The 24,281-nt window shown below is 66.3% G+C and carries 25 protein-coding genes and 1 tRNA gene; 5 read left to right on the top strand and 21 right to left on the bottom strand.

Annotation, left to right across the window (positions count from 1 at the left end):
* Together HNP73_RS22685 and HNP73_RS22680 are read right to left on the bottom strand one after the other, a co-directional pair.
* On the bottom strand, window positions 1-1,319 hold a 1,319-nt coding region (locus HNP73_RS22685), incomplete at its 3' end, for a phage terminase large subunit family protein (RefSeq protein ID WP_184155678.1).
* The gene (locus HNP73_RS22680; RefSeq protein ID WP_184155675.1) at window positions 1,267-1,863 is read right to left on the bottom strand and encodes a hypothetical protein; all 597 of its coding nucleotides are present in this window, start codon (window positions 1,861-1,863) and stop codon (window positions 1,267-1,269) included. The genes HNP73_RS22680 and HNP73_RS22685, both read right to left, overlap by 53 nt.
* A gap of 110 nt (window positions 1,864-1,973) precedes the next feature.
* Between HNP73_RS22680 and HNP73_RS22675 the strand changes: the two genes are divergently transcribed.
* Together HNP73_RS22675 and HNP73_RS22670 are read left to right on the top strand one after the other, a co-directional pair.
* Window positions 1,974-2,246 (top strand): hypothetical protein, encoded by a 273-nt coding sequence (locus HNP73_RS22675; protein ID WP_184155672.1) that lies wholly within the window; start codon window positions 1,974-1,976, stop codon window positions 2,244-2,246.
* Window positions 2,247-2,342: 96 nt separating this feature from the next.
* Entirely contained in the window at window positions 2,343-2,861 is a 519-nt protein-coding gene (locus tag HNP73_RS22670) for a DUF3489 domain-containing protein (protein ID WP_184155669.1), read from the top strand.
* Between the two features lie 53 nt (window positions 2,862-2,914).
* Here the strand turns inward: HNP73_RS22670 and HNP73_RS22665 are convergent, their stop codons facing one another.
* The 18 genes from HNP73_RS22665 to HNP73_RS22580 form a co-directional block, all read right to left on the bottom strand.
* A complete protein-coding gene (locus tag HNP73_RS22665) occupies window positions 2,915-3,139 on the bottom strand; it encodes a DUF7220 family protein (RefSeq protein WP_184155666.1) in 225 nt (74 codons plus the stop codon).
* Window positions 3,136-4,512: a site-specific DNA-methyltransferase gene (locus HNP73_RS22660; protein ID WP_184155663.1), complete on the bottom strand. Its 1,377-nt coding sequence runs from the start codon at window positions 4,510-4,512 to the stop codon at window positions 3,136-3,138. The genes HNP73_RS22665 and HNP73_RS22660 overlap by 4 nt, the downstream gene beginning before the upstream one ends.
* 459 nt (window positions 4,513-4,971) lie before the next feature.
* Complete coding sequence (locus tag HNP73_RS22655; RefSeq protein ID WP_184155661.1) at window positions 4,972-5,400, bottom strand: DUF6362 family protein; 429 nt, start codon at window positions 5,398-5,400, stop codon at window positions 4,972-4,974.
* Window positions 5,393-5,593: a hypothetical protein gene (locus HNP73_RS22650; protein ID WP_184155659.1), complete on the bottom strand. Its 201-nt coding sequence runs from the start codon at window positions 5,591-5,593 to the stop codon at window positions 5,393-5,395. Before HNP73_RS22650 ends, HNP73_RS22655 begins: the two co-directional genes overlap by 8 nt.
* Window positions 5,590-6,111: a crossover junction endodeoxyribonuclease RuvC gene (locus tag HNP73_RS22645; protein ID WP_184155657.1), complete on the bottom strand. Its 522-nt coding sequence runs from the start codon at window positions 6,109-6,111 to the stop codon at window positions 5,590-5,592. The genes HNP73_RS22650 and HNP73_RS22645 overlap by 4 nt, the downstream gene beginning before the upstream one ends.
* Before the next feature lie 392 nt (window positions 6,112-6,503).
* Window positions 6,504-8,789: a PriCT-2 domain-containing protein gene (locus tag HNP73_RS22640; RefSeq protein WP_184155655.1), complete on the bottom strand. Its 2,286-nt coding sequence runs from the start codon at window positions 8,787-8,789 to the stop codon at window positions 6,504-6,506.
* Window positions 8,789-9,013 carry a DUF6511 domain-containing protein gene (locus HNP73_RS22635; protein ID WP_184155653.1) on the bottom strand — a complete coding sequence of 75 codons (225 nt, stop codon included), beginning with the start codon at window positions 9,011-9,013 and terminating at the stop codon, window positions 8,789-8,791. The genes HNP73_RS22640 and HNP73_RS22635 overlap by 1 nt, the downstream gene beginning before the upstream one ends.
* Window positions 9,010-10,749: a DEAD/DEAH box helicase gene (locus HNP73_RS22630; protein ID WP_184155650.1), complete on the bottom strand. Its 1,740-nt coding sequence runs from the start codon at window positions 10,747-10,749 to the stop codon at window positions 9,010-9,012. The genes HNP73_RS22635 and HNP73_RS22630 overlap by 4 nt, the downstream gene beginning before the upstream one ends.
* Window positions 10,743-11,687 (bottom strand): PD-(D/E)XK nuclease family protein, encoded by a 945-nt coding sequence (locus tag HNP73_RS22625; RefSeq protein ID WP_184155648.1) that lies wholly within the window; start codon window positions 11,685-11,687, stop codon window positions 10,743-10,745. The genes HNP73_RS22630 and HNP73_RS22625 overlap by 7 nt, the downstream gene beginning before the upstream one ends.
* Window positions 11,687-12,052, bottom strand: coding sequence for a hypothetical protein (locus HNP73_RS22620; protein ID WP_184155645.1), 366 nt, complete (start codon window positions 12,050-12,052; stop codon window positions 11,687-11,689). Before HNP73_RS22620 ends, HNP73_RS22625 begins: the two co-directional genes overlap by 1 nt.
* Window positions 12,053-12,118: 66 nt before the next feature.
* Window positions 12,119-12,625 (bottom strand): DUF669 domain-containing protein, encoded by a 507-nt coding sequence (locus HNP73_RS22615; RefSeq protein ID WP_184155642.1) that lies wholly within the window; start codon window positions 12,623-12,625, stop codon window positions 12,119-12,121.
* A 22-nt stretch (window positions 12,626-12,647) separates the two neighbouring features.
* The gene (locus tag HNP73_RS22610) at window positions 12,648-13,394 is read right to left on the bottom strand and encodes an ATP-binding protein (protein WP_184155639.1); all 747 of its coding nucleotides are present in this window, start codon (window positions 13,392-13,394) and stop codon (window positions 12,648-12,650) included.
* Window positions 13,394-13,879 (bottom strand): hypothetical protein, encoded by a 486-nt coding sequence (locus tag HNP73_RS22605; RefSeq protein WP_184155636.1) that lies wholly within the window; start codon window positions 13,877-13,879, stop codon window positions 13,394-13,396. Before HNP73_RS22605 ends, HNP73_RS22610 begins: the two co-directional genes overlap by 1 nt.
* A gap of 10 nt (window positions 13,880-13,889) precedes the next feature.
* Window positions 13,890-14,099 carry a helix-turn-helix transcriptional regulator gene (locus tag HNP73_RS22600; protein ID WP_184155635.1) on the bottom strand — a complete coding sequence of 70 codons (210 nt, stop codon included), beginning with the start codon at window positions 14,097-14,099 and terminating at the stop codon, window positions 13,890-13,892.
* A 169-nt stretch (window positions 14,100-14,268) separates the two neighbouring features.
* Window positions 14,269-15,213 (bottom strand): hypothetical protein, encoded by a 945-nt coding sequence (locus HNP73_RS22595; protein ID WP_184155632.1) that lies wholly within the window; start codon window positions 15,211-15,213, stop codon window positions 14,269-14,271.
* The gene (locus HNP73_RS22590; protein ID WP_184155629.1) at window positions 15,188-16,375 is read right to left on the bottom strand and encodes a hypothetical protein; all 1,188 of its coding nucleotides are present in this window, start codon (window positions 16,373-16,375) and stop codon (window positions 15,188-15,190) included. Before HNP73_RS22590 ends, HNP73_RS22595 begins: the two co-directional genes overlap by 26 nt.
* Before the next feature lie 107 nt (window positions 16,376-16,482).
* On the bottom strand, window positions 16,483-17,205 hold the full coding sequence (locus tag HNP73_RS22585) for an ImmA/IrrE family metallo-endopeptidase (protein ID WP_184155626.1): 723 nt from the start codon (window positions 17,203-17,205) through the stop codon (window positions 16,483-16,485).
* Between the two features lie 10 nt (window positions 17,206-17,215).
* Window positions 17,216-17,542 carry a helix-turn-helix domain-containing protein gene (locus HNP73_RS22580; RefSeq protein WP_184155623.1) on the bottom strand — a complete coding sequence of 109 codons (327 nt, stop codon included), beginning with the start codon at window positions 17,540-17,542 and terminating at the stop codon, window positions 17,216-17,218.
* Window positions 17,543-17,685: 143 nt separating this feature from the next.
* Between HNP73_RS22580 and HNP73_RS24040 the strand changes: the two genes are divergently transcribed.
* The 3 genes from HNP73_RS24040 to HNP73_RS22565 are packed head-to-tail and all read left to right on the top strand — an operon-like array spanning window position 17,686 to window position 24,084.
* On the top strand, window positions 17,686-20,499 hold the full coding sequence (locus tag HNP73_RS24040; RefSeq protein WP_184155620.1) for a RecQ family ATP-dependent DNA helicase: 2,814 nt from the start codon (window positions 17,686-17,688) through the stop codon (window positions 20,497-20,499).
* Between the two features lie 40 nt (window positions 20,500-20,539).
* On the top strand, window positions 20,540-22,795 hold the full coding sequence (locus HNP73_RS22570) for an McrB family protein (RefSeq protein ID WP_221289081.1): 2,256 nt from the start codon (window positions 20,540-20,542) through the stop codon (window positions 22,793-22,795).
* A complete protein-coding gene (locus HNP73_RS22565; RefSeq protein WP_184155617.1) occupies window positions 22,792-24,084 on the top strand; it encodes an McrC family protein in 1,293 nt (430 codons plus the stop codon). Before HNP73_RS22570 ends, HNP73_RS22565 begins: the two co-directional genes overlap by 4 nt.
* A 103-nt stretch (window positions 24,085-24,187) precedes the next feature.
* Here HNP73_RS22565 and HNP73_RS22560 read toward each other — a convergent pair.
* Window positions 24,188-24,264 (bottom strand) — tRNA-Met (locus HNP73_RS22560).
* Between the last annotated feature and the right edge of the window lie 17 nt (window positions 24,265-24,281).

The raw sequence follows: 24,281 nt of genomic DNA, 5'->3' as shown, positions 1-24,281 counted from the left end.
TCGTGACGATCCGGCCCACCTTCGATCACGACGTGATCGACGAGCCAGCTTTCGAGCCCGCGACCCCAGGCCCAGACATCGACCTCGATCCGGTCCTTCTGCACGTCGGCACCGGCGGTGAGGAACAACCCACCCGCTGGCACCGTGCCGGATGTCCAGCGCTCGCGACGGTCGTAAAGCCGCTGCCAGTCCGGCGCTTCGCCAGTCTCGACCCATGTCTCGCCGAGGATCGTGTTGCGGAACGCCTTGATCGCCTCGTCCGACCCCTGCGCCGCGTCCCATGCCCGCACGATCCGCTCCCAGCTCAGCCAGCCGATCGGCGAATAGAGCGCCGAGAGGTGATACCCGACCGTGGTCGGATCGGCGGCCGTGGCGGTTGCCCGCCATTCGCCGCGCTCCAGCATGGCCGTCTTGTGGTGTTCCGCGATGGGCGTCTCGCAGCCCTCGCAGTGATACTCGGCCGTCTCCGGGCGGCCCTTCTGCCAGCGCAGCCGGTCGAACTTCAGCCACTGCATCGCGCCGCAATGCGGGCACGGCACGAAAAACCGCCGCTGGTCGCTGGCTTCGTATTCTCGCTCGATCCGGCTCAGCCCTCGGATGGTCGGGGTCGAGACCAGCAGCACCTTGCGCCGATGGGCGAAGGTCAGCGACCGCGCTTCCGCCAGCGTGACCGGATCGCCTTCCTCGTCGGCCGATGCCGGATAGGCGTCGACCTCGTCGAGAAAGATGTAGCGTGCCGGGGTCGAGCGCAGCCCGACCGCCGAGTTCGCGCCGGTCATGATCAGGATGCCGCCCGCGAACTCCTTCGACAGCATCGTGTTGCCCGCGTCGCGCGACCGGGCCGGTTTGACCCGCTCCCGCAACTCGGGGCTCTCGTCGATCAGCGGGTCGATCCGCTGGCGCGAGTTGCGCTTGGCGAGTTCCACCGTCGGCTGGACCGCCAGCATCGGCCCGGGCGCCTGGTGGATTGCAAACCCGATCCAGTTGTGGCCCGCCTCGGTCGCACCGACCTGCGCGGCCTTCATGAACACGATCCGCTGGGTCGGATCGCCGGGCGACAGCCGGTCCATGATCTCGCGCATGTAGGGCGTGCGCACCGTGCGATACCGCCCGGGCTCGGCCGAGGCGCGGCCCGAGAGCATCCGGTGCCGGTCCGCCCATTCCGAGACGGTCAGGTCCGGGTCGGGCCGCAGCCCGTTGCCCCAGGCGCGCAGGATCTCGCCCGCGCCGTCGAAGTCGGTCAGACCGCCAAGATCATCGCCGCTCTCACCGGAAGTCGGGCCGGACCTCGGCGAGTTCGTCGAGGTGGGCGCGTACATGTTTCTCCAGGACCTTCTGCATCGCGGCTGGCTCCACGGCGATCTGCTGGCCCGTCGCTTCGCTGCATGAGGCCGAGAGTTCTGCCGCCATCAGCGCCGCCGCGCGCGCGGGCCAGTTCACCCACGCGTCGCGTTCCTCCCGCGCCAGCCGGAACACCAGCGCCAGCGCGCGGGCCCGCTCGATCAACTCCCCCTTCAGCTTCTGAAGCCGGATGCGTCGCTCCTGCGCCTTCAGCACCTCGTTCGCGGTCTTGGCCTGCAGGAAGGTCGTGCCGCCGCCGACGGCCGGGACCGCCAGACCCTGTTCGCGGAGCGTGTCGCCGACAGCGGCGACCGCTGCCTCGGAGACGGGCTTCAGCTTCGGCGCGGGCGGCTTGCGGGTCTTGGAGGGGTCGGTCGTTTCCGCCCGCCGCGCGTCGCTGGCGGCCGCGTTGATGCTGCCGTCGGGATAGAGGACCAGCCGCTCGGCGGCCTTCGCCTTCTGGATCGCACCGCGCGACAGCCCGACATGGGCGGCGTACTGGCGCTCGCTCATACCCTGCATCGACGGCTCCGATTATCATTCAAGATCATGTGCTTATCGAGTTGATAAGCGTCGCCAGCGGAGCGAACGTCCCTTCAAAGAGCGATGCAACTCACCACGGAGCTACCACGATGACCACCCGCCTGACCCCGATCACCACGCCGCGCTTTGAGCTCCGTGCCGAGAAGGCGCGCCGGAACAAGGAAGCCGCGCTCGCGGCCTTCATCGGCAAGAAGGCCGAGATCGACGAGATGCTCGCCCGCCTGCAGGCGCTCAGCGACGACCATTTCAACTGCCACCCCGACGAGGCGGGATGGGCCATGGTCGGTACCCTCGAACACTACGCCAGCCTCCTGAAGCGCATCACCGACAGCGCCTTCGGCGAGGGCGAACACGCCCGCTGATCTCCGGCGCTGCCGGAACTCCCGCCGCGCGCCCTGCGCGGCTCGGGGTCGTAGAAGGCACCGCATGACGCGGGCCTCGAGCAAGGAGACGACCCCATGACCCAGATTCAGCTTTCCGACGCCCAAGCCGTCATCCTGTCCACCGCCTGCGCGCGCGAAGACGGGGCGGTGTTTCCCGTCACCGCCAGCCTCAAGGGCGGCGCCGTCGGCAACGTCTGCAAGAGCCTCCTCAAGCAGGAGCTGATCGAGGAAATCGCAGCCACGGACCTCAATACCGTCTGGCGGCACGACGAGGAGCGCGGCCCGATCACGCTACGTGCCACCCCGCTGGCCTACAGCACCCTCAGGATCACGGACGAGCAGGACGAGACGCCGCCGGCGGAAGCGCCGACCGCCCCGGTCCAGCGCCGGAAGGGCACCAAGCAGGAAACTCTGATCGAGATGCTCCGCGCAGAGGGCGGCGCGACCATCGACGAGATCGTCGCCCAAACGGGCTGGCAGTCGCACACGGTGCGCGGCGCCATGTCTGGCGCGCTGAAGAAGAAACTCGGGCTCGAGCTCACCTCCGAAAAGGTCGAGGGGCGCGGGCGCGTGTACAGACTCCCCGCCGCCTGACGCACCGGACCCCGAAAAGTTGATGGCCGCCGTCCCTCCGGGGCGGCGGTCGATCATTTGGCGGTCCGCATCCGGATCGCCTCGAACACCCGCCGCAAGGCGAAGGAACGCGCTATCGACACGATAGTGAAGATGGCGCCCATCTTGAGGTTCTGCGCCAGCGTCGTGTGCAGCCCGAAGACCGGGAAGATCAAGATCTGCGTGACCACGGCGACGCCGTAGCCGACGATCACGTTGGCGACGGACTCGACCAGCGACATGAGGTGGGTCTGTTTCATGCGGCGGACTTGCGCTTGCGCGCGGGTTCGGGGGCGGTGTCAGTGTCCGGCGTATAGGCCGTGGGTTCGACGCTGTCGCCCAGCCGCTCGGTTCTCACCTGGGCGAAGGTCCGACCGTCGCCATCAAGGATCGCGTCGCGGCCGGTCTCGGCCTGCCAGCGTTCGACCGCGACATCGACATAGGCGGGGCTGATCTCCATCGCGAAGACGCGGCGGCCGTTGGCTTCGCCCGCCATGATCTGCGAGCCCGAGCCCGAGAAGGGCTCGTAGCAGAGCCCGCCGCGCGCCACGTGCTGGCGCATCGGGATTCCGAAGGCGTCGAGCGGCTTCGGCGTCGGGTGGTCCGGGCGCTCGTCCTTGGCGAAGGACGGCATCTCCCAGGTCGAGGGCAGCGTCTGTTCGGCGACCTTCGGTGGGCGGTTCGGGCGGCGCCAGCCCATGAAGCAGGGCTCGTGCTTCCAGAGGTAGTGGGACCGGGTCAGCACGCCCCGGTCCTTCACCCAGATGATTTGCTGATGGACGAAGGCGCCGGCCTTTTCCCAGCAGGCTTCGAGCATCGCTTGGCGGCGCGACGCGTGCCAGCAGTACCAGGCGGCATCGTCGGTGATCGCCTCGGCGATGGCAGCGGCGATGAAGCCGTCGTAGAGCTCCGCGCCCTGAGAACTGTCGTCCCAGGTCGTGCCATAGGACGCCGACCAGTCCTTGTTCCGGGTCGGGTGGTTCGAGCCGTCGTAGTCCACCAGATACGGCGGATCGGTCGCGAACAAGATCGCCCGCTCGCCATTCATCAGGCGGCGAACGTCGGCAGCGCTGGTGCTGTCGCCGCAGAGCAGGCGGTGATCGCCAAGGATCCACAGATCGCCGGTGCGCGAGGCCGGATTGCGCGGCGGTTCGGGGATGGTCACCGGCGGCACGGAGCCCCCGGCGCCACCTTCTTCCCCGTCCCCCTCCGGCACGTAGGCCAGCAGCTTGTCCAACTCGCCGTCGGAAAAGCCGACCAGCGACAGGTCGAAATCCTCGGCCAAGAGGTCGTTCAGCTCCGCCGACAGCAGCGCCTCGTCCCAGGTGCCGAGTTCCGTCAGCTTGTTGTCCGCGATCCGGTACGCCCGCCGCTGCGCCTCGGTCAGATGCCCGAGCACGATTACCGGCGCTTCGGTCAGCCCGAGCTGCGTCGCAGCCAGCACGCGGCCGTGGCCCGCGATCAGTTCCCCGTCCTCGCCGACGAGGCAGGGCACGGTCCAGCCGAACTCGGCCATGCTAGCGGCAATCTTTGCGACTTGGTCCGGCCCGTGCGCTTTCGCGTTCTTCGCGTAGGGCTGGAGGCGCGACAGCGGCCACGTCTCGATCGCGTCCGGGGCGAAGCTCAGCGTCATGGTGGGCAAGGTTCCTCGGTCGGGTGGATGCCGGTGGCTTCCGGACCCCGGATGCCGGGCCGGACTCCAAGCGGGGTCCAGCGGCCACCAGCGGTGTCCGGTCGGAAGGCCAGCGTTCACTGGTGTTTGCGCGGGGCGCGGATGGGTCCGGCTTCCGGCTGGCTTCCCAAAAATCCGGCCCTGTCGCTGGCGATGTCCCGCGCTTCGCCCGCCAGCATACGAATGTCGCGCAGAAGGAACCGCGAAGTCGGCTGAGGGGCTTGGCGGGGGCGGACAGCGGCCCGCAAGGAAAGGATCAGCGCCTTTCCTTTTCCAACAGACCTGCCAACGAAAGGATGGTTTCGCTCGGGACCGCGCCGCGCGCGCCTCTCCCGAGCTTATCCCGAACCTAGCCCCTGAACCGGTTTTCTGTCCCGTCGAAAACTGTCCGCCGCACACCTTCCCCTGTGGCGCGCAGGGTTACGCGCCACCGGCCAGTTCGATCACGCGCCGCTTCGACAGGCTTCGGTTGAACCGCCGCCGGTTGAGCCTCAGCGAGATGACGCAGAGCCCGTAGAGCCAGTGCTGGTGGGCGGCCGAGCGCTGCAGTCCGACCGTCCAGCAGATGGTCTTCCACCGCTCGCCATGGGCGCGCATCCAGACGATCTTGCCATCGACGGGGTCGAGGCAGGCGGTCCAGGTGAGCGTCTCCTCCATCCGGCTGATCGCCTGCGGCGAGGGCAGCACCCGCATGGGCTTCGGCTCCTGGCCCACCTTGTCGGCGAAGGAATGGACGATCTCGGGCCACGTGCTGAAGTAGCCCTGCCGTCGCGGCTCGGGCAGGCGCTTGAGCACGAAGGCCGCTTCGGCGAGGCGCGCCTCGACGAGGGACGGGGTCCACTTATCCATGGCGCCCTCCCTCGTCGGAGGGGCGCGGCCCGTAGAGCTTTTCGCCAAGCTGGCGAACGAGTTCCCGTTCCGGCCAGGTCAGGCGGGCGTCCTCGAGCGAGACGGCCAGCACTCCCTGTTCGCGCCAGCCCTCGCGCTTCACCTGTTCCGGATCCCGACGATGGCCGCCGTAGCCCTTGGGATGCCACCTCATGCGACACCCCCGTTCGTCTCGATCGCCCACAGCAGCAGCGCGATGGCGTCCGCCTCGTTGTCGTCGGCGGGGCTGAAGCCCCGGGCTCGCGCGGACGCGACCATCGCCTCCTTCGGCGCGTTGCCCTTGCCGGTGGCGTGACGCTTGATCGTGCCGACGGGAACGCCGGCGTAGGGCACGCCCCGCAGCTCGGCCCATGCAGTCAGCGTGGCCATGAGTCCGCCGTAGACATGGGCCGCATCGGTTCCAGCGTGCCGACGCACCTCCTCGAACCAGATGGCGGCGACCGGCCCCGACAGGCGGTCGATCCCGGTGAGCCAGTTCGTGAAGCGCAGATAGCGCATGCCGCCACCGTCGTAGCGGCCGGGGCGGAAGCTCGCGGTCCCGCTGGTGATCAGCCCTTCGGCCGAGCGCGACGCCCAGCCGGTGCTGGTGCCGAGATCCAGCGCGAGAATGCAGCGGTCGAGAGTGCCGGCAGCCGTGAAAGGCGCCGCAGCGATGTGTGGTGAGCGGTCCATGACGACCTCCTCTTCGAGTGAGAGGCCGGGGCGGCACGGCTGCCTGGTGAGGGCAGCACGCGCGCCCGGAGCCGGATCGCGAGGTCTGGTCACGGTCACGTTGTCGATGCCGGGAGCGCCCGGCGCTTCCTTCAATGGCTTCACCCCGTCCACTTGAAGGAAGTGGAGCCGCAAGCCATTGGCAGAATGAGGATAAATATCTTCTTTCAATATTTCAGTTACTTCATGGGGTATGGGTGTGGCACCCCTTCCCATCCACGCGCGCGAGGGTCTTTGCGTGAAATATTGAAAGAAGTCCGCCGCGCCGAATTTCCGTTGCAGGACCGAGGCCTGCGCAGAATCTTCCTTCAAATGAAGGATGGGGGCCGTTGAAGGAAGCATCGTCCCGATCCTCAGCGCATCGCCCGGAAGCGCATGGCCTTCCGCCCCCCGGTCTCCTGCTCGACCGTGACGATGTCGCCGCTCTCGACCAGCGTGAGCAGGATGTCGTCGCGGTCGCGCGCCCTGAGCCATTGCGAGGCGCGGGTCAGCTCGGACTTGGTGACGCCGGCCGCCCCTGCTTTGCGGATGATCTCGCGCAGGCGTTTCAGGTGCGCCTCGGTCTCGGTGTCGGCGACATGGCGCTCGACGGCGTCGATGGTGCGCCGGGCGAAATGGCGCACGAAATCGATCGCCCAGACAGCATCCTCAAGCCGGATGAGGGGATGGACCGCATCCCGCCCCACGGCCAGGACGAGCGCGACCTTGGCCGCGTTTTCCGCGATCCGGGCGAGGATCGGCGTCTGAAATGTGCCGGCCGCGGCCCTGAGCTCGGCGGTGATCTCGTCGCGGAGCGCGTCGAAGCGAAGCTGCGCCTCGTCGTCCATCGGCACGGTCATCGGATCGACCGCGGTCTCGGGGCCGGAGGTCCGGCCGGCCAGGTTTCCGCTGGCTCGGCCGCCGCCTTCGGCGAGCCGCTGCAGCCCCTCGATCAACGCGCGCGGAGATCGGCGCAGCCCGGCGCTACGGTTCTCGTCCGGATAGTCCTCCTCGCTCGGCAGGATGATGAGCCGGGCGAGCGAGCCGTCCACCACGTTGACGCCCTGCAGCGCCCCCCAGAAATGCAGTGGCGTCGTCGTGCCGTAGACGCAGAGGCAGGGCTGTACGATGTCGCGCCGCTCGTTCGAGCCGTCCCGGTTGGCGTATTCCGCGCCGAGGAAGATGCCGCTGGCCGCAGTGTAGAGCTCGGTCATGTTGTCGAGGATCTCGGTGATGTGGCGCGGGCTGCGCTTGCGGTCGGCCGCCGCCGAGAGGAACATCCCGAACTCGTCGATCTGGAACAGGATCGCGGGTTGACGGTGGAGCGCGGTCAGGAGCCCCGCGCCTGAGGCGATCTTGTTGCCGCCGAGGTGGTGCGCCAGCCCCGCCGCGAAGAACAGCTCGTTGACGACCTCGCGGGCGTGGTTCTTGCCCGACCCGCTGTCCGCGATGCCGACGATGTAGAGGTTCGTGCGCAGGTCAGTTGTCGTGCGGTAGCGCCGCCCCATCAGCGCGCCGAGGGCGCAGAGGCTGGCTCCCACTGCAAGAAGCGGCTGCGGTCTGCGCGCCGTGTCGATCATGTAGCGCGCGAGATCGCCCACGAGCCCACCCGGGATCGTCAGCGTGAACGATGGCGCAGGCGGGAGGATCGGCATCGGGGCTTCGGGCTGGGCGAGCCGCGCGAGGAGGCCGGCCGCGGGATGCTCGTCGCTCGCGCAAACCTTCTGACTGCCGTCGAGCAGGAGGTCGGGATCGGGACGCCAGCCCTTCTCCATGGCGAGATGATAGATCGTGCCGGCGCCGATCCGCGCGGGCTTGAAGCTCGCCCAAGCCTTCGCCGTCGCGGCCGTGTCGTTCTTGGCCGCCTGCGCCGACCAGTCGGCGAAGAGCGTCGCGCCCTCCTCGCCCAGCGCACCCTTCAGCGCCATGCCGATGCGCATCCAGCTGTCGTAGTCGAGCTCGGCGTTCGGCAACCAGGCGAGCGCGCTCCGGATCGCGGCCAGTGTGCCGGCCTGTGCATGCGCCGGCAGACACGGATGTCCGGCCCCGTTCGCCGCCTTCGCGCCGAGGCTCTTCGCACGCAGCTCGAGCGGGATCAGCGCCAGCGCCTCGTCAAGGAACGCTGCCGCCTGTTCGGCGTCGATTTCGGGCAGGCTCTCGATGTCGAGATCCGCGAGCCCCTCGTCCGGCCAGGCATAGGGCTGGCCGGTGTCGGGATGCTCGGCATAGGCCACGAACTGCTGTCCGAGGCACAGAACCTCGAGCGGCGCGCGCCGGATCCCGGCGAAGGGCTCTCGCGTGCGATAGACCAGCAGCCGCTTCGGTGCCTTGCCGATCCTGAGCGCGGACGTGTCGCCCAGCCGCTCGCGGGCCAGCTGCTCGATGTGCAGCGCCAGTTCGCCATCCTCGGCAATATCGATGTCGAGCGCGGCGACCGCACCGCCGACGATCCCGACGCCGCAGTCGGGCCAGCTGGACCAGGTCGCGACCTCGAGCTCGGTCGTGGCGCGGCTCGCATGCCGGTTCCACTGCGGGTAGTCGTGCCAGGCCGCGCGGGCGAACTGGCCGGGCTTCTTGGTACCGGGCGCGATCGGCAGGATCGCGTAGCCGTTGGTCACGAGACGCGCCCCGACGCGCGCCATCCACGAGGTGTCCGCCATCAGAAGGGCACCTCCGGGATCATGCCGTCGAGCCGTTCGCGGTCCTTCGCCGCCAGGTCACGCAGGTGGTCGCAGTAGCCGGTGACGATCACCTCGACGAAGGTGTCCCACTCCTCCTCGCTCAGCAGAGCGAGATCGGTCCGGCCGAGGCTGTCGAGATAGGCGCCGCCGGCCTTGCCGCCCTCGACCATGGCGGCGGTCTCGTTCGGGGTCGGATCGATCATGCCCGACCTCCGGTGGCAGATGTCCTGGCAAACCCGGCTGCAGAGGTCTCTGCGGCTCGTGTCGCGCCGCGGGTCGGAGACGCGGAAACGCGCGCCGAACCAGCCCCAGCCACGGGGCTCTCGATGGCAGACGGCGCAGAGCCCGGCACGGACGTAAGGCATGGGGCGAACCTGTAGGCGGTAATTTCGGTGAAGCGGCCCGCGGGGCGGACAGCGATCTCGGTGGGGCAGCGCAGCCGGTCCACCAGCAGGAGCGCCTCGACGACGGACTCGGGCACGTCCATCTCGGGCGCCCGGTCGCGCCACCAGCTCGCGGCCTTCCGGCGCGGATAGCCGTCGTGCTCGAAGCAGACCCATTCCGTGTGGAAGGCGAGACCGCAGCGATAGGTGACCTTCAGCGAGACCCGCCCGCCGCGTTTCTCGTGGCGGCTGAAGGTGACGTCGGTGACGCCGACCCACTGCGGCTTGCCGGTGGACAGCACCTCCAGCGTCGAGGCGGTCGGCTCGAGCTTCACCTCGCGGCCAGGGAACTCGAAGCCGCAGCAGGGGCATTCGAGGGCGGCAATGGCCACGATGGTCCCGCATTCGGGGCAGATCTTGGTGGGCGGCGGCCCGTCGCCCGGACCACCCGGCCGTTTCGGCCGCACGAGATCGATGGGGCCATGCCGGCGGACATTCCCCGCGAAATCGAGAACCAGGCAGTTCTCCTTGCCCTCGGCAAGCCGCGTGCCCCGTCCGGCCATCTGGACATAGAGCCCGGCCGACTTGGTGGGCCGCAGCATGGCGATCAGGTCCACGGCCGGCGCGTTGAAGCCCGTCGTCAGCACCCCCATGGAGGCCAGCGCCCTGATCTCGCCGCGCTTGAAGGCGGCGATGATCGCGTCACGCTCGTCCTTCGGCGTCTTGCCGAAGATCGTCGCGCAGCTGACCCCGCGGCGGCGGAACTCCTCGGCGACATGGGTGGCGTGGCGGACGCCCGAGCAGAACGCGAGCCAGGACCGGCGCGTCTCGCCATGGGCGATCACCTCGGCCACGGCCGCGCGTGTGATGGCGTCCTGATCGACCGCGTCCTCGAGGTCGCGCGCGATGAACTCGCCGCCCCGCGATCCCACGCCCGTCACGTCGAGGCGCGTCTTCGTCTGCTTCGAGATGAGCGGGGAGAGATAGCCCTGATCGATCAGGTCGCGGACCGACACCTCGTAGGCGATGTCGGTGAAGAGCGCATTCTCGCCCTCGTGCAGCATGCCGCTGTCGAGCCGGAATGGCGTCGCGGTCAGCCCGATCACCTTGAGCGCGGGGTTGATCGCCTGCAGATCGTTGAGGAAGCGGCGATACATGGTGTTCGACCGGCCGGGGATCAGATGGGCCTCGTCGATCAGCACCAGATCGGCATGGCCGATGCGCGTCGCCTTGTCGTGGATGGACTGGATGCCGGCGAAGAGGATCCGGGCCCGCGCGTCGCGGCGGCCGAGCCCGGCCGAGTAGATGCCCGCAGGCGCCTCGGGCCAGAGCCCCAGCATCTCGGCATGGTTCTGCGCGATCAGTTCGCGGACATGGGTGACGACCAGCACGCGCTGGTCGGGCCAGGCCTTGAGAACGCCGTCGATGAAGGCGGCCATGACGAGGCTCTTGCCGCCGGCCGTGGGGATCACGACGAGCGGGTTGCCTCTCTCCTTCTCGAAATAGCCGTAGATCGAGGCGATCGCGGCCTGCTGGTAGGGGCGCAGGGTCAGCATGCGGCGGCCTCCTTTTTGCGGGCGTCGTTGGTCCAGGCCGAGCCGTCGCGCATGCGGTAGGAGACGAAGTCCTCGCCTGCGTCGCTCACCTCGCCGGGGACGAGATCGGGGATGAACAGGTGCCGGCCGCAGGCACGACGCTGGTCGGCAGGGTCGAGCAACCGGTCGTGGCGTGCGCAGTGCCAACCGCCCTCGACCGGTGTCGAATGCAGGCAGGACCGGCAGGTGACCGCCGCGGCGTCCTCACCGTGGCAGAGCCGGTGGTGGTCGCAGAACCGGCACTCGAACCAGGCGGGATCCGCGCTGATCCGCTCAGGCGGATGCTGGGCGAAGATGATCCGCCCCGCCTTCTCGAGCAGGCGTTCGCCCATTTCTGGGTCGGCCGGGACGCGCTCGATGTGGAGCGCGTCGGTGTCCTTGCAGACCGCGACGTAGAGCGCCCGCGTGATGCCGGTCAGGTGCATGTAGATTTGCATCTGCGCGGCGTGCTGGGGTTTGGAGAGCGCGACGCCCTTGCCGACGAGCTCGGCGAAGCTCTTCGCCGAATGGGTCTTGAACTCGACGACGTGCCAGGTCTTCGGCGCTTCGAGCAGACCGAGGGCGACACCGTCGAGCGAGCCGCCGAAATGCCCGCCATGCGCCTCGACGCGGAACTGCCGCCCGGTATCGGGATCGACCTCCAGCACCGTCGCGCCGGTGGCGCGCAGGTCGCGGACGAGCCGGGCCTCTTCCAGCTGGCCGGTCTCGAACAGCCGCAGTATGCGGCCGGTGTGCCGCGAAGTTGTCGCCCAGCGGAAATCGTACCAGAGCGCACGGGCACAGGACTTGCCGATCAGCGAGGCGCCGAGGTGGTCGCGCAAACCGTCGCCCTGCCGGGCCTCGTAGGAGGCATGGATCGCGGACATGGTCGGCGTCGGGGCTTCGGGGAGCTCGGCCATCAGCACGCCTCCTCCCGCTCGAGCCGCGCCCGCGCTTCCGCCAGCACAGCGGCCCAGGCGGCGCTGTCGTGGCGCTCGCGCAGGACTGCGATGATCATGTCCTTGAGCCGTTCGCGCCGGCGGCGGCCGCCCTGACGGGCGACGATCTCGGCGCGCTCGCGATTGAGGTGGCGCAGCGCCGTGCGCGCCCGGTGAAACCAGTCGGGGTCGATCGGCCTAGCCGTCCGCTGCCGCGTCAGATCGGCGGTCGCGATCTGCGTGCGGATCTTCGCGATGGCGTCCTCGATCTCGATCAGGCGACGGGTGTCGTCGGGCAAGCCGGGGGCGTTCGCGGCCACGCAGGCCGCGTCGGTGATGTTGGTCATGATCTGTCTCTCGGGTCTGGCGATGTCCTGGCCGCCGCAGGTTTCAACCCGCGGCGGCCGAGGGCGTCAGCTCTTGCGGTTCCAGGGCGCGGTGGCCGGGCGGGCGGGCGCCGACTGCGCGGGCGCGCTGGCCGGCTGCATCGCGGCGGGCTTGGGCGGGTTCGCCTGCGCCGGGGCCTCCGGCACCAGGTAGCGGATCGTGTTGCGCTCGCCGTAGCCGTCCTTCGGGGGCTTCACGCCGACCTGGATCGTCAGCGGGATCAGGTGCAGCTCGTCGCTGTCGTTCACCTGCAGCCTGCCCGTGGCGTGGCAGATCGCCGACAGCGTGCGCTGCGCGATCTCGACCGTGGTCGGGTTGGCATTCACCAGGTTCAACTGGTCGAAGACCTTGCGGCCCTGCTGCGGCCCCTCGAGGATGTCGAGCATCAGCCAGAGATACTTCCCCATCCCGTTCTTCGTGACGCGCATCTCGCTCTCGACGATCTGGGCGCGATACTTGCCCGCGGGCAGGATCTCGTAGGCGGTGGTGGGCTCGATGCCGGCGGCGTCAAAGGCGGTGTCGAAACGTGCCATCGTTCTGTCCTTTCAGTCGTAATCAGGCGGATTGGGGCATGGCGGCCAGAAACTCCGACCACTCGAGCGGGAGGGTTTCCGGCAGGCCGTAGCGGTTCTTGGCGAGGAAGGCGGGGCGCTCTTCGGTGTGCATGACGCGCGCACCGGACCCGAGCGCCCGGGTCACCTTCTTGTTGAAGCCGACGTCGGACTTGCTGACCGAGATCCGGTAGTTGGCGAAGAGCACCACGTCCGAGTGCTCCTGCAGCAGCGCGGAGGCGCGGGCCTGCAGCTTGATCACGTACCGGTCGTAGGGTTCGTGCTCGGGGCTGTCGAAGCGCTTGATGTCGGTGTGGGCGATCTGGATGACCGCCATGCCCTTCCGGTCGCGGAGCGCGTTCAGCCTGTCGATGTATTCGCGCCAGATGGTCAGCGCCTCGGCATAGCCCTTGCCGAAACCGGGGCTTTCGATCGACTGCCAGCCGTTGCGCCGGCAGGCCTCGGCCCAGATTAGCGGCTCCAGCCAGTCCACGCTGTCGACCACCACCGTGGAATAGGGATGGTCCTCGTCGAGCAGGGCGTCGAGCGCCTCCGCGACCTCCGCGTAGCTCGTCGCCAGCGGGAAGTGCGGCACCTGCAGCTTGCCGAGACCGTCCTCGGTGAGGACGAACACCGGCGCGTCGGCGGACGAGGCGAAGGTGGATTTGCCGATGCCGGCGACGCCATGGATCAGGACGCGCGGCGGGCGCAGCATCGTCGAGGTTTGCAGGGATGCGAGCGAGATGGCCATCAGCGCGCCTCCTCGTCGAGCAGCAGCCGGAACTTCGGCTTGGCCGTCCGGACCGTGCGGGCGGGCTCGAACTCTTGGCGGATGTCCTTGGGCCAGGCGGTGTATTTCCGCTCGGGTACGCTGAACGCGATGTCGACGTACTCGGACGGATCGGCGCCATCCGCTTGGATTCGCTCGACCAGACCGGCGAGCATCGCCTGGTCCCAATCCACGCGCTTGGGGAGCTCCGCCACCACAGTGACCGGGCCGTCCTGCAGCCGGACGGTGCCGGTGTCCTTGCCCTCCGTGCGGCGCGCCTCCTGCGCCTGGTCGCCATACTTGAGCGCGATAGCGCCATCGAGCCAGTCGCTGAGGTTCTTGGCAGCGCGCAGCCGCTCGTCGGCGTCCTGCTTCAGGAGCGCCAGCTGGTCGCCCGGCAGCGCGGCGATCTCGCCAACCGGCAGGGTGGGAAGGTTGTCGAGGGTGATGCGGTTGGGGATCGTCATGGCCGCCCCCTCACGCCAGCTTCACGGCGGGCTTGTCGGCCGTGCTCGAGCAGTGCCGGTTGGCCTCGTAGGCCTCGACATCGTCGAGCCGGTACACGACCCGGCCGCCGATCTTGATGAAGGCGGGGCCCTCACCGGTCCAACGCCAGCGCTCCAGCGTGCGCGGGCTGATCTTCCATCGAGCTGCCAGCTCGACCTGGTTGAGATGCGTGACTGACATCGTCGTCTCCTTCGCGATTGGCCGAATGCCTGCGAACGAGACTGGGGTGTGCGGGGGGAGGAGATCGGGAGGGCGGAGGGAGGGGAGACGGAAGGAATGCAGATCGGGGCCCCCGAAAACGAAAAAGGCCGCCCCGAAGGACGGCCTGATCGTCGCGATTTTGGTGGCGTCACACCTCGAGCCAGGCGCTGGAGCCGCTCTCCCGGATGACCTCCTGCCACGTAGGGTGCCCGTCGAAGAGATTCTTCAGTCGCTTCACGGATGGGCCGCACTCGGCCTCCTCGAGGATGCGCGCGACGGGCAGCACCGGATCCCCGTCAAGCCTGGCCTCGGCGAGCATGGCGACGGCGATCTTCTGCTTGCCACCGGTGAACTCGTGCCACCTGCCGTGCACGATCAGCACCCCGCCATCGCCGGAGACCCATACAGGCCTCTTGTGCGACGGGCCCTTCAGCAGGCGTGCGCTCAGGACTTCCGGGGCGATGGCGAGCCCATCTTCATGATCGACCACATCCGCCAGCGCGACGAACTCGTGGCCCCGGACGAAGCGGAAGCGATGCCGATCCGGAGGGTCGAGAACGAGGACCACCCGAAGTCCATCGGCCGGCCGGCGCCCAACGAGCTGGCGGTACTCCTCGAACACGGCCGGCGTCGTCAGACCGCGAGCGACCCAGATCCCGACACGTGCCCTGCGCTTCGGCAGCCGCGCCGTCCCGAAATCCAGCACCGCGCCGTCGAGGTAAGGCACCGGGTCTTTGCCGAGCGAGCAATCGAGCCGGGCGACCACCCGCCGAGCTGCTGCCGCCATGTCCAGCGCATAGACCCGACGGCGGGCGCTCGCCTGTTCGTCGTGCCATGCCGCGTTGCCGAGATGCCCATGATGGCCGGTGATCGGGTGGGCGATGACGGACGTCGGGGTGTCGTCCAGATCGTCTTCGGCAACGACGGACGTCGCGCTGCCGCGCTGCACGAGCAGTCCGGCATCCATCAGCGCCTTGCTGGCACCGCGCATGTGCGCCAGCGCCATGGCCGAAACCCGCGCGTTGCGGGTTCCGGCGATTGACGAGAGCAGCCGGCGGGCGGCGAGATCAATCCTCGAAGAGCTGCAGGTCATCGACCAGGATCCCCCAGCGCCGCAGGTACTTCTCGCCGATCATCTGCTCGGTGGCCGTCCGATCCTTAAGGTCGCAGCCATGCGGCCACGTGATCGACAGGGTCAGCGTCCGCCGGCGGTCGCCTCCCGGACGCCGAGCAAGCTTCACGGCGATCTTGGCCCGCGTGACGACGTAGCCCTCACTCAGGGGCGTGCGGTCCCCGAACCGCTCTTCCGCCTTCGTCCAGATCGTCTCGTCGGCGCGCGCGGGCTTTTCCAGCGTCACCCTGAAATCGCTGTCGTCGATCGGCATCAGCCGCAGTTCGCGCACCTCGACGCCCTCGATCCCGTCCTCCGGGTCAATCGGAAAGTCATACGGGTTCAGAAGCACCGAGAGATCATAGCAGCGCAGCGGCAGGCGGTTCTCCTTGAACTCGATGCCGAGGAGGTGCGTGACCGTCGCCTTCACGATCTCGCCCCGAGTCGCCTTGTCGTTGGCGATCACCTCGATGCCGCCGGTGGCGGGCTCATAGGTCACCGCGGCCTCGAACACGGGACGATAGGCCTGGCGGACAAGCGACCCCTTGTCGTCGAAGCGGAGCAGATCGTCTGGCCGCCCCTCGCGGTAGATCGTCACCTGCACGAGGTCGCATTCGTCGCCCTCATGGGTCGTCCTCACCCGGTCGAAGATGTCGACATGGGCATGGGCGGCGCCCGAGAACTCCTTGATCGCGGAGATGAAGGCGTGACGGGCCGATGCATCGCGCTGCACAACGCAGTCCGCGTCGGTCATGTAGCCCGCCCACATCCGACCGCGCCTGCGGTCCTCGGTGAAGCGAACTTCCTCGGCATGGCGGAACCGGTCCTGCGCATTCAGGAACATCCAGAGCGAGCGCGCATGCGGGTTCGCGAGCCCGTCGAGGAAGGCGGGGTCCTCCGCGACGCTGTAGATCGCGGCTTGGCCCGGCTCGTCGGACAGGGCATGGACACGCTCGGCGTCGTTCGAGATGCGGTCACGCTGAACGCGCGACATCTTCTCGATGGCGCCGTGCAGCGGCCTCGACAACTCGGCCTCCGGCACGCTCCAGTCGAACTCGGTGGGCAGGCCGATCTCCGGCCGGTCGAAGTATTCGCGCAGCGCCTCGCCGGGCGTCTTGCGAAGGAAGGCGGACAGTGCAGTCACCGTGATCTCCTTTCTGGTGATTCCATGTATCGGCTGATCTGCTAATCAGCGTATATCGCGCCAGAGGGGAGTCAATCGAAAAAATACGCACTTCCGCGGATTCGCGATCAGTGGCCGAAGAGCGAGGCCTGTCCGTGCGTCGAAGTGATCAGGTTCAGCTTCAACAACCTGATGCGGGCGGCCTCTTCGGAGACCGCGAACCGCTCCATGACCATCTGGATCAGCTGCGCGGCATGCTCCGTCGAAACATGGATATCGCCGTGCAGCTCGCGCGGGCCGCAGTAGTCGGAAACGAGGCGACGGACAGGCGTGGCCGGCATCAGTAGCGCACCGCTGATGTAGCCGGCCTGCCATTCCATCCAGTCGGACTGCGGGGCGTCCAGGATGGTGTCGCGCTTGGAGATCGCCTTGTTGGCGTTCATTCCGCGCTCGAGCAGGTCGCCGTTGGCGAACTTCTGCGCCCAGAGCTGCCCGTGGAACTTCACGTGCCCGAACTCATGCGTGAGCGTGGTGCGGAAGCGATTCTCGCGCCGATCGTCGGCCGCGATCCGTTCGGAGATTGAGACCTTGGGCCCCCGGTTTGGGAAGAACTCGGTGACCCCTTCCACATCGGCGCCGTACGCGGACAGGTCGGCGTACGGGTCGAGGTCCGCGTCGTGCATCTCGATCAGCACGGTCAGATCCTCGGTCGAGACCGGATACTCGACCTTCTTCTTGCGCTTCATCAGAAGCTCGCGGATCAGCCGCTCGCATTCATTGTCGAGATCCCGCGCCGCGTAGAAGGGTCGCTCGGCAAAGCGGCCCGTGTTGTCACGGATCATCTTCACCATGCGAACCTCCTTACTCCTTCAGCGTCTTCCTGAAATTGGCGAAAGCCTCGACGACCTTGTCCGGAGAGGACGCATTCGGCCGCAGATCATCCGGTAGCCGGCCTGCGAGTGCGTATAGGTAGTCCTCCGGGATGTTCAGGATGCCGGAGAACTGGCGGATCAGGTGCCCCGAGCTGGGGCTGCGTCGATCGTGCTCGATGTCGTTGAGATACTGCGGGGATATCGACCCGCCGCCCTCTTCCTTCATCACGCGCGCTGCGAGCTCCTTTTGGCTGAGACCGAGTCCCTTGCGGGCCTTCGAAATCGCCTGGCCGAAGGTCACACCGTCGGCGGACATGGCCGGTTCATCGCTTGCTCTCCCTGTCAATCCGCTTGTTCGCGGATATGCGAACTGTTACGCCTTATCCCCAGGGTGATCAACAGCTAAGCGGAACAGCCCCTCCGGGGAGCGGCTCCACATGACGAAGGCAGGATGAACGCGTGACTGATCGGGCTGCCGCTCTCGAACTTCTCAGGCTCGCCCTCGGCGATGCCGCCGCCGAGTTTCGCGATGGGCAGTGGGAGGCCATTGATGCATTGGTGAACCGGCGAGAGCGGCGTCTCGTCGTCCAGCGGACCGGGTGGGGCAAGAGCTACGTCTACTTCATCTCGACACGCATCCTTCGCGACCGCGGACGCGGACCAACCCTCATCGTGTCCCCGCTCCTAGCTTTGATGCGCAACCAGATCGAAGCCGCAGAGCGGCTAGGGGTCCGCGCGCGCACCGTCAACTCGACCAACCGAGACGATTGGCCTGGCATCGAGCGTGTCGTCCGGAGGAACGAAGTAGATGCGCTGCTGGTGTCGCCTGAGCGCCTCGCCAATGAGGAATTCGTGGAGAAGGTTTTGCTGCCTATAGCTGAGCGGATCGGTCTGCTCGTGGTAGATGAGGCGCATTGCATTTCCGACTGGGGTCACGATTTTCGTCCGGACTATCGCCGCCTCGTCAACATCTTGCAGCGCATGCCGGCCAACGTCCCGATCCTCGGCACCACCGCCACCGCGAACAACCGCGTGATCGAGGATGTTCACAACCAGCTTGGTGACATCGGCATTCAGCGTGGAAGCCTGATGCGCAGCACCCTCGCCCTGCAGACTGTTCAACTGCCAACCCAAGCCGCACGTTTGGCATGGCTGGCAGAGCACGTCAGTGCTTTACCCGGAACCGGGATCGTCTACACGCTCACGAAGCGAGACGCGAAGCAGGTTGCCGACTGGCTACAATTGCATGGGATCGAAGCCCGAGCGTATTTCAGCGGCGTGGTTGGCGATGGATTCCAGGACTCGGATGCGTATCGTCAGCACCTCGAACGCAAACTGCTCAACAACGAAATAAAGGCTCTGGTCGCAACAACCGCGCTCGGAATGGGCTACGACAAGCCCGATCTTGGGTTCGTCGTACATTACCAAGCGCCGGGCTCAATCGTCGCATACTACCAGCAGGTCGGTCGTGCCGGCCGCGCCATAGACCATGCCGTCGGTGTGCTGATGTCGGGCGAGGAAGACTCGCACATCCATGATTACTTCCGGAAGAGCGCATTCCCCAAGGAGAGGTGGGTCCTCGCCATTCTGGCAGCGCTCGAGGAAAGTGATGGATTGAGCGTCCTGCAACTCGAAGAGGCCGTCAACCTTAGGCGTGGCCAGATTGAGCAGGTGCTGAAGTTCCTTTCGGTGGAGAACCCGGCGCCGGTCCTCAAGTCAGGCTCAACATGGCAGCGCACACCCGTGCCCTATCGAATGGACCACGAAAAGATCGAGCGCTTGACGGGACAGCGCGACACAGAATGGGAAGAAGTAATGAGCTACGTCGCAGTGGAGAGCTGCTTGATGGAGTTCCTGGCAGAATCGCTCGATGATGCAGGTCCTCAGCCATGCGGAAAATGCGCCAAGTGTCTGGGGCGACCGATTGTAGACCCGGACTTCACCCGTGAGATGGCTATCTCAGCTGCGCGATACCTCCGTCACGCGGAACTAGAGCTGGAGTGCAACAAACAGGTCGCCAGGGACGCACTGCGCGAATACGGCCTCAGCGGGAACATCCCCGCAGCACTGCGCGCCGAAACCGGTCGGATCCTGTCGCGATGGGGCGATGCCGGCTGGGGACAGTTGGTCGCCGCCGACAAGCACGCTGGCTACTTCCGAGACGAGCTGGTCCATGCAGTCGTGGAGATGCTGAACGATCGCTGGCGGCCCACGCCAAGACCGGCATGGGTGACCTGTGTGCCCTCGTTGAACAATCCCACTCTCGATTCCCGACTTCGCCCGCTCTTTGGTTGCGGCAACAAAACGCTTCTCAACAAAGGCGGCGTCGCGGTGGTGGGATCCCGTGATGCCGACCAAGCAGACCTCAACTTCTCAGCGAGTTTGGCTCGAGCCGCCGCCAACCAAGGTCTGTCGGTGATTTCTGGCGGTGCCCGTGGCGTGGACGAGAGCGCGATGCTCGGCGCACTCGAAAGTGAGGGTACATCAGTCGGAGTGCTGGCAGATAGCGTTCTTCGGGCAGCGACATCTGCGAAATATCGCAAGCACCTGCTCGCCGACGACTTGGTTTTGGTCTCGCCGTTCAACCCGGAGGCCGGCTTCAACGTCGGCAATGCCATGGCGCGGAACAAGCATATCTACTGTCTGTCCGATGCTGCCGTGGTCGTGAACAGCACGCCCGACGAGGGAGGTACCTGGAACGGCGCAATTGAAGACCTGAAAAGCGAATGGGTGCCACTCTGGGTGCAGCCGAAGCACGACCCTGCATCCGGCAACGCGACGTTGGTCCAGAAGGGAGCGCGCTGGTTTTCGCGAGATGTGCCGGCGCTCTCAACCTTGTGGGAAATGGCTGTCGGCGGGGATGCGGCACCCGAAGCAGCGGGATTTCCGCTACTGCAATCCGAGACGGTGAACGCACCTGCTGAAGCCGCCACTACACCCACGAAGGCCACCTCTGCAGAGAGTGAGGATGGGGCTGCCGATGCGCCGCCTCCAGGCAGTCCCATCGCGAAGGCCGACGCAGACTACAGCTCTTCAGAACCTGCGAGCGACTTCTACAGCCTGTTTCTCCTGCGCTTGCGGGAGTTAACCGATGGCGACCCAATGAATGTCGAGGATATCGCTGCGCGTCTAGAGTTGGAGAAAGCGCAAGTGAACGCCTGGCTGAAACGGGGCACCACAGATGGTCAGATAAAGAAGCTCAGCAAACCTGTTCGCTATCAGTCCGCATCGGCGGATCAACGACAAGCATCATTCTTTATAAATGAAATATAATCGACCAAGGGCGCTACTGTAAAATCAGGAACGAGGACAATTGTCTCGCTTCAATCCAAATCACCACGTCGCACCGATCTACAACGCTGCTGCTGCATGGAAGGAAAACTGCTTTCTTGCAGATGGGTCGGCGCTGTCGGACGGCGGAAACCTCTGGACCAACACCTTACTCGGCGAACTCGATCAGCGCTTCGTAAAGAATCTCGACGCCGGTGAAGGTGATTTCCTCTCGAAATTGAAGGTGCAGCTTTCGGAGGGCTCGCCAGATTGTCGCCAGCTGATGGCCGAGAGCCTTTGGCTTACGCAGCTCTTCCCGTCGAACGTCGGCGCCTCCAAGAAGCGCGAGAACGTGCTGGAGATCTGGTCTTGGTCGGGAGAGGGCCTGAGCGCGACCCACTCTCTTTTGGAAGACTCTGTTCTTGAAGGTATCGGCTCCGCCGGGACTGCCTACAACACGCACCGTTGGCGCGAGCTGGTATTCCTCATCGGCGCCTTGCGCGATTTCAAGGCTCGCGATGCCGCCGACCGGGAGCAGATCGCGTCGGACCCGTGGGCATTCGCTGGCTGGCTGAGCGGCCTCCCGGAGGCGCGGCATAGGCAGCTGATCCACATCCTTCCACACCTTCTGTTTCCCGACACGTTCGAGCGGATCAGTTCCGAGGGCGACAAACGCCTGATCCTCGCCGGCTTCGGAGACACGACGGAGAAGGAGATCAAGAAGTGGAGCACTGTCGAGATCGACCGAGCCTTGCTAGAGCTGCGCCGCCGACTTGAAGAGGAGCATGGCGCGGATATCGATTTCTACCAGGAAGAGTTCGAGGCCCAGTGGAAGAACCAGACCAAGGCTTGGCTCCTCAGCTGGAACCCCTCCAAATGGACCTGGGACACACTCGCGGCCGACCGCGCCACGACGATCAGTGGGGAGAAGGCCGACAACCGATGGCGCTGCAGCTCGAGCAAGCCACGCGAGGGTGACCGCGTCTTTCTGATCCGCACCGGCAATCCTCCGAAAGGCGTCGTGGCCGTCGGAAGGATCACGCGGGCGCCCTACGAAGCGGAGCACTGGGAACAGGCCCGCGCCGATGCCGGCGAGACGACGCGTTTCGTCGACGTTGCATTCGACTCCGTCCGCGATGCAACGACGGATGAAATCGTCCCTCTTGAGGAGCTGCAAAGCCGCGAACCCGGCCAAGAATGGAACCCGCAGTCTTCCGGAATCGAGATCAAGTCAAAGGCTGCCCGCACCCTGGAGCGCCTTTGGAAGGCGCTGCCACCTATCGTATCGGGCGCTGCTACGCCGGGGGGCGACGCCGGGTCTGGGGATGCATCTCCAAAGAAACTCGCGCCGCCCCTTAACCTCATTCTCTACGGCCCGCCCGGCACCGGGAAGACCTACCGCCTCAAGAACGATTACCTGCCGCGATACCAGGACGAGGCCGGTGATCGCTTCGAGTTCGTGACGTTCCATCAGAGCTACGCGTACGAGGACTTCGTCGAGGGCATTCGCCCTGTCACGGAGAACGGCGCCGTCACCTATGAGGTGCGGCCAGGAGCGTTGAAGCGGCTTTGCGATCGGGCCCGACGCGCGCCGGACAAGCGCTTCGCCCTCTTCATCGACGAGATCAATCGCGGAAACGTCGCCAAGGTCTTCGGCGAGCTCATCACGCTTGTCGAGGTGGACAAGCGGATCCGCATTGATGCGTCGGGCAACCGCGCGGCGAGCTGCAAGGGCTTGGAAGTGACGCTCCCCTACTCCGGCGAGCGTTTTGGGGTGCCCGCGAATGTCGACGTCATCGGCACCATGAACACCGCAGACCGCTCGATCGCTCTGCTCGACAGCGCCTTACGGCGCCGGTTCCGGTTCGAGGAACTCACGCCGAAGCCGGAACTGCTTGAATCGATCGACGACGCTGAGGGCAACGCGATCGACCTGCGTCAGCTTCTGCAGGCCATAAATGCCCGCCTGTCCCGCCTGCTGCATCGCGACCAGACCCTCGGCCACAGCTACTTCTACCACGTGAAGTCCTTCGACGAGCTGCGCCGTGTGTTTGCGCGGGAGATACTGCCGTTCCTGCAAGAGGCGTTCTACGACGACTGGCGTCAGATCCGTTACGTCCTCGCCGACCAGGCCGTAGAGGAGGAGCTGCAATTGGTCCGGGCGCGGGCGCAGAATGCCGCTGTGCTCTTTCCCAAGGCGGACCCGGCCGAGATCGGGGACGGTGAGGCGTTCGAGATCATTCGGGAAGACGACATCACCCCGGACGCAATCCGCAAGATCTACGAGCCACCGGAATGAGGTGCCTGACCTTCCGAGAGAGGGAGGGTGTCAGCATCGGCCCGGCCGGCGAGATCAGCGAGCTCGAGGCAGAAGGCATCGCGAAACTCGCCGGACGTCTGCCACCCGGGGTTCTCGCATGGGGCCATCGGTCATTGAAGTTCGGGCCGTTCTGCGGAGTCCTGCAAACCGAGCAGCTGGCAATCGAGATACTTCCAAAGATCGACCATGGCAGCGATAGCAGCGAAGACATGCGGGGCCTTCTGGTGGCCATGCTTGCTCGTGTTGGAGAGCTCGGATCGAAGCGCGTAGGCGAGGCCGGCCTCGGGCAACAGCACAGCCACCTCCTGGACGTCTTCATCGAGGATTTCTGCAGCCAGGTGAAATCCGCGCTCCGAGGCGGGGCCATTGCCCGGTACTCGGAGAGGACGGAGAACCTCAATGCCATCCGCGGACGGCTCGAGCTGACCGAGCACCTGCGCACGAACGCCTTCGACCGTTCTCATCTACTCTGTCGCTTCGACGAGCGCAGCATCGACAACCCCTACAATCAAGCACTCAAGGCGGTCCTTCGGATCCTTCTAGGGCTCGCACTGAGCCCGAGGACCCGGTCGATGGTGGCGGCGTTCCTCCATCGCTTTGACGAGGTGACCGATCGCAGGGTCACGGCTCGCGACGTCGGCGCCCTGCGGTTTGATCGCACCATCCGACACTGGGAGCCGGTGTTTGCGCGGGCCCGCTGGCTGCTGACAGGCCTCTACCCGGATGTTCGCATCGGCGACGCAGCTGGTTCCGCTCTGCTGTTCAACATGGAGAAGCTCTTCGAGACGGTACTCGGACTGCGCATCCGGCATGCTTGCCAGGTGCAGGCCGGTGCTCGCCTTACTGTCGGACTTCAGAGCCCTGTGAAGAACCTCGCGAAGGCGGGCTTCCAGCTGCGCCCCGACATCACCGTTCAGAGCGGAGACGAGTGCGTCGCCATCTTCGATGCAAAATGGAAGCGCCTCGATCTCGCCGAACCGAACTCGGGCGTCTCGAGCGGCGACGCGTATCAGATTAACGCCTACGCCAGTCGCTACCGCTGCAAGCGACTCGCGCTCGTTTACCCGGCCTCAAGGGACTGCCCGCCGGGAAGGATCACCGAGTTCGTGCTCATGACTGAAGAGCGGCCGGTACTGGATATTGTCGCGATCGATGTTCGAGAGCTCGCCTTTGGCAGCGGGATCCCGGCCGGTATCGATGCGATGATCCCGATCGAGCCGCACTGGAAGCAACGGTCATCGCAGGCACCGATTTACGAAGCGGTATGAAGGACTTCGGCCCCTCTTGCTTCCACAGTGCTTCCATGGGTGCTGGAAACGCAAACGCCGCCCCGGAGGGCGGCGCTTAAGCGTTTGTAAACGCGTCATATTTTGGTTGCGGGGGCAGGATTTGAACCTGCGGCCTTCAGGTTATGAGCCTGACGAGCTACCGGGCTGCTCCACCCCGCGATGATTTTGTTTTGTGA

The organism is Amaricoccus macauensis (assembly GCF_014201905.1).
GTDB lineage: Bacteria > Pseudomonadota > Alphaproteobacteria > Rhodobacterales > Rhodobacteraceae > Amaricoccus > Amaricoccus macauensis.
The sequence above is the reverse complement of the archived record's forward strand: the minus strand, read 5'-3'. Positions and strand labels throughout refer to the sequence as shown.

Excerpts from the sequence above, each read along its gene's own strand:
- HNP73_RS22680 (WP_184155675.1), bottom strand. The coding sequence starts at position 1,863 with ATGCAGGGTATGAGCGAGCGCCAGTACGCCGCCCATGTCGGGCTGTCG.
- HNP73_RS22675 (WP_184155672.1), top strand. The coding sequence starts at position 1,974 with ATGACCACCCGCCTGACCCCGATCACCACGCCGCGCTTTGAGCTCCGT.
- HNP73_RS22670 (WP_184155669.1), top strand. The coding sequence starts at position 2,343 with ATGACCCAGATTCAGCTTTCCGACGCCCAAGCCGTCATCCTGTCCACC.
- HNP73_RS22665 (WP_184155666.1), bottom strand. The coding sequence starts at position 3,139 with ATGAAACAGACCCACCTCATGTCGCTGGTCGAGTCCGTCGCCAACGTG.
- HNP73_RS22660 (WP_184155663.1), bottom strand. The coding sequence starts at position 4,512 with ATGACGCTGAGCTTCGCCCCGGACGCGATCGAGACGTGGCCGCTGTCG.
- HNP73_RS22655 (WP_184155661.1), bottom strand. The coding sequence starts at position 5,400 with ATGGATAAGTGGACCCCGTCCCTCGTCGAGGCGCGCCTCGCCGAAGCG.
- HNP73_RS22650 (WP_184155659.1), bottom strand. The coding sequence starts at position 5,593 with ATGAGGTGGCATCCCAAGGGCTACGGCGGCCATCGTCGGGATCCGGAA.
- HNP73_RS22645 (WP_184155657.1), bottom strand. The coding sequence starts at position 6,111 with ATGGACCGCTCACCACACATCGCTGCGGCGCCTTTCACGGCTGCCGGC.
- HNP73_RS22640 (WP_184155655.1), bottom strand. The coding sequence starts at position 8,789 with ATGGCGGACACCTCGTGGATGGCGCGCGTCGGGGCGCGTCTCGTGACC.
- HNP73_RS22635 (WP_184155653.1), bottom strand. The coding sequence starts at position 9,013 with ATGATCGATCCGACCCCGAACGAGACCGCCGCCATGGTCGAGGGCGGC.
- HNP73_RS22630 (WP_184155650.1), bottom strand. The coding sequence starts at position 10,749 with ATGCTGACCCTGCGCCCCTACCAGCAGGCCGCGATCGCCTCGATCTAC.
- HNP73_RS22625 (WP_184155648.1), bottom strand. The coding sequence starts at position 11,687 with ATGGCCGAGCTCCCCGAAGCCCCGACGCCGACCATGTCCGCGATCCAT.
- HNP73_RS22620 (WP_184155645.1), bottom strand. The coding sequence starts at position 12,052 with ATGACCAACATCACCGACGCGGCCTGCGTGGCCGCGAACGCCCCCGGC.
- HNP73_RS22615 (WP_184155642.1), bottom strand. The coding sequence starts at position 12,625 with ATGGCACGTTTCGACACCGCCTTTGACGCCGCCGGCATCGAGCCCACC.
- HNP73_RS22610 (WP_184155639.1), bottom strand. The coding sequence starts at position 13,394 with ATGGCCATCTCGCTCGCATCCCTGCAAACCTCGACGATGCTGCGCCCG.
- HNP73_RS22605 (WP_184155636.1), bottom strand. The coding sequence starts at position 13,879 with ATGACGATCCCCAACCGCATCACCCTCGACAACCTTCCCACCCTGCCG.
- HNP73_RS22600 (WP_184155635.1), bottom strand. The coding sequence starts at position 14,099 with ATGTCAGTCACGCATCTCAACCAGGTCGAGCTGGCAGCTCGATGGAAG.
- HNP73_RS22595 (WP_184155632.1), bottom strand. The coding sequence starts at position 15,213 with ATGACCTGCAGCTCTTCGAGGATTGATCTCGCCGCCCGCCGGCTGCTC.
- HNP73_RS22585 (WP_184155626.1), bottom strand. The coding sequence starts at position 17,205 with ATGGTGAAGATGATCCGTGACAACACGGGCCGCTTTGCCGAGCGACCC.
- HNP73_RS22580 (WP_184155623.1), bottom strand. The coding sequence starts at position 17,542 with ATGTCCGCCGACGGTGTGACCTTCGGCCAGGCGATTTCGAAGGCCCGC.
- HNP73_RS22565 (WP_184155617.1), top strand. The coding sequence starts at position 22,792 with ATGAGGTGCCTGACCTTCCGAGAGAGGGAGGGTGTCAGCATCGGCCCG.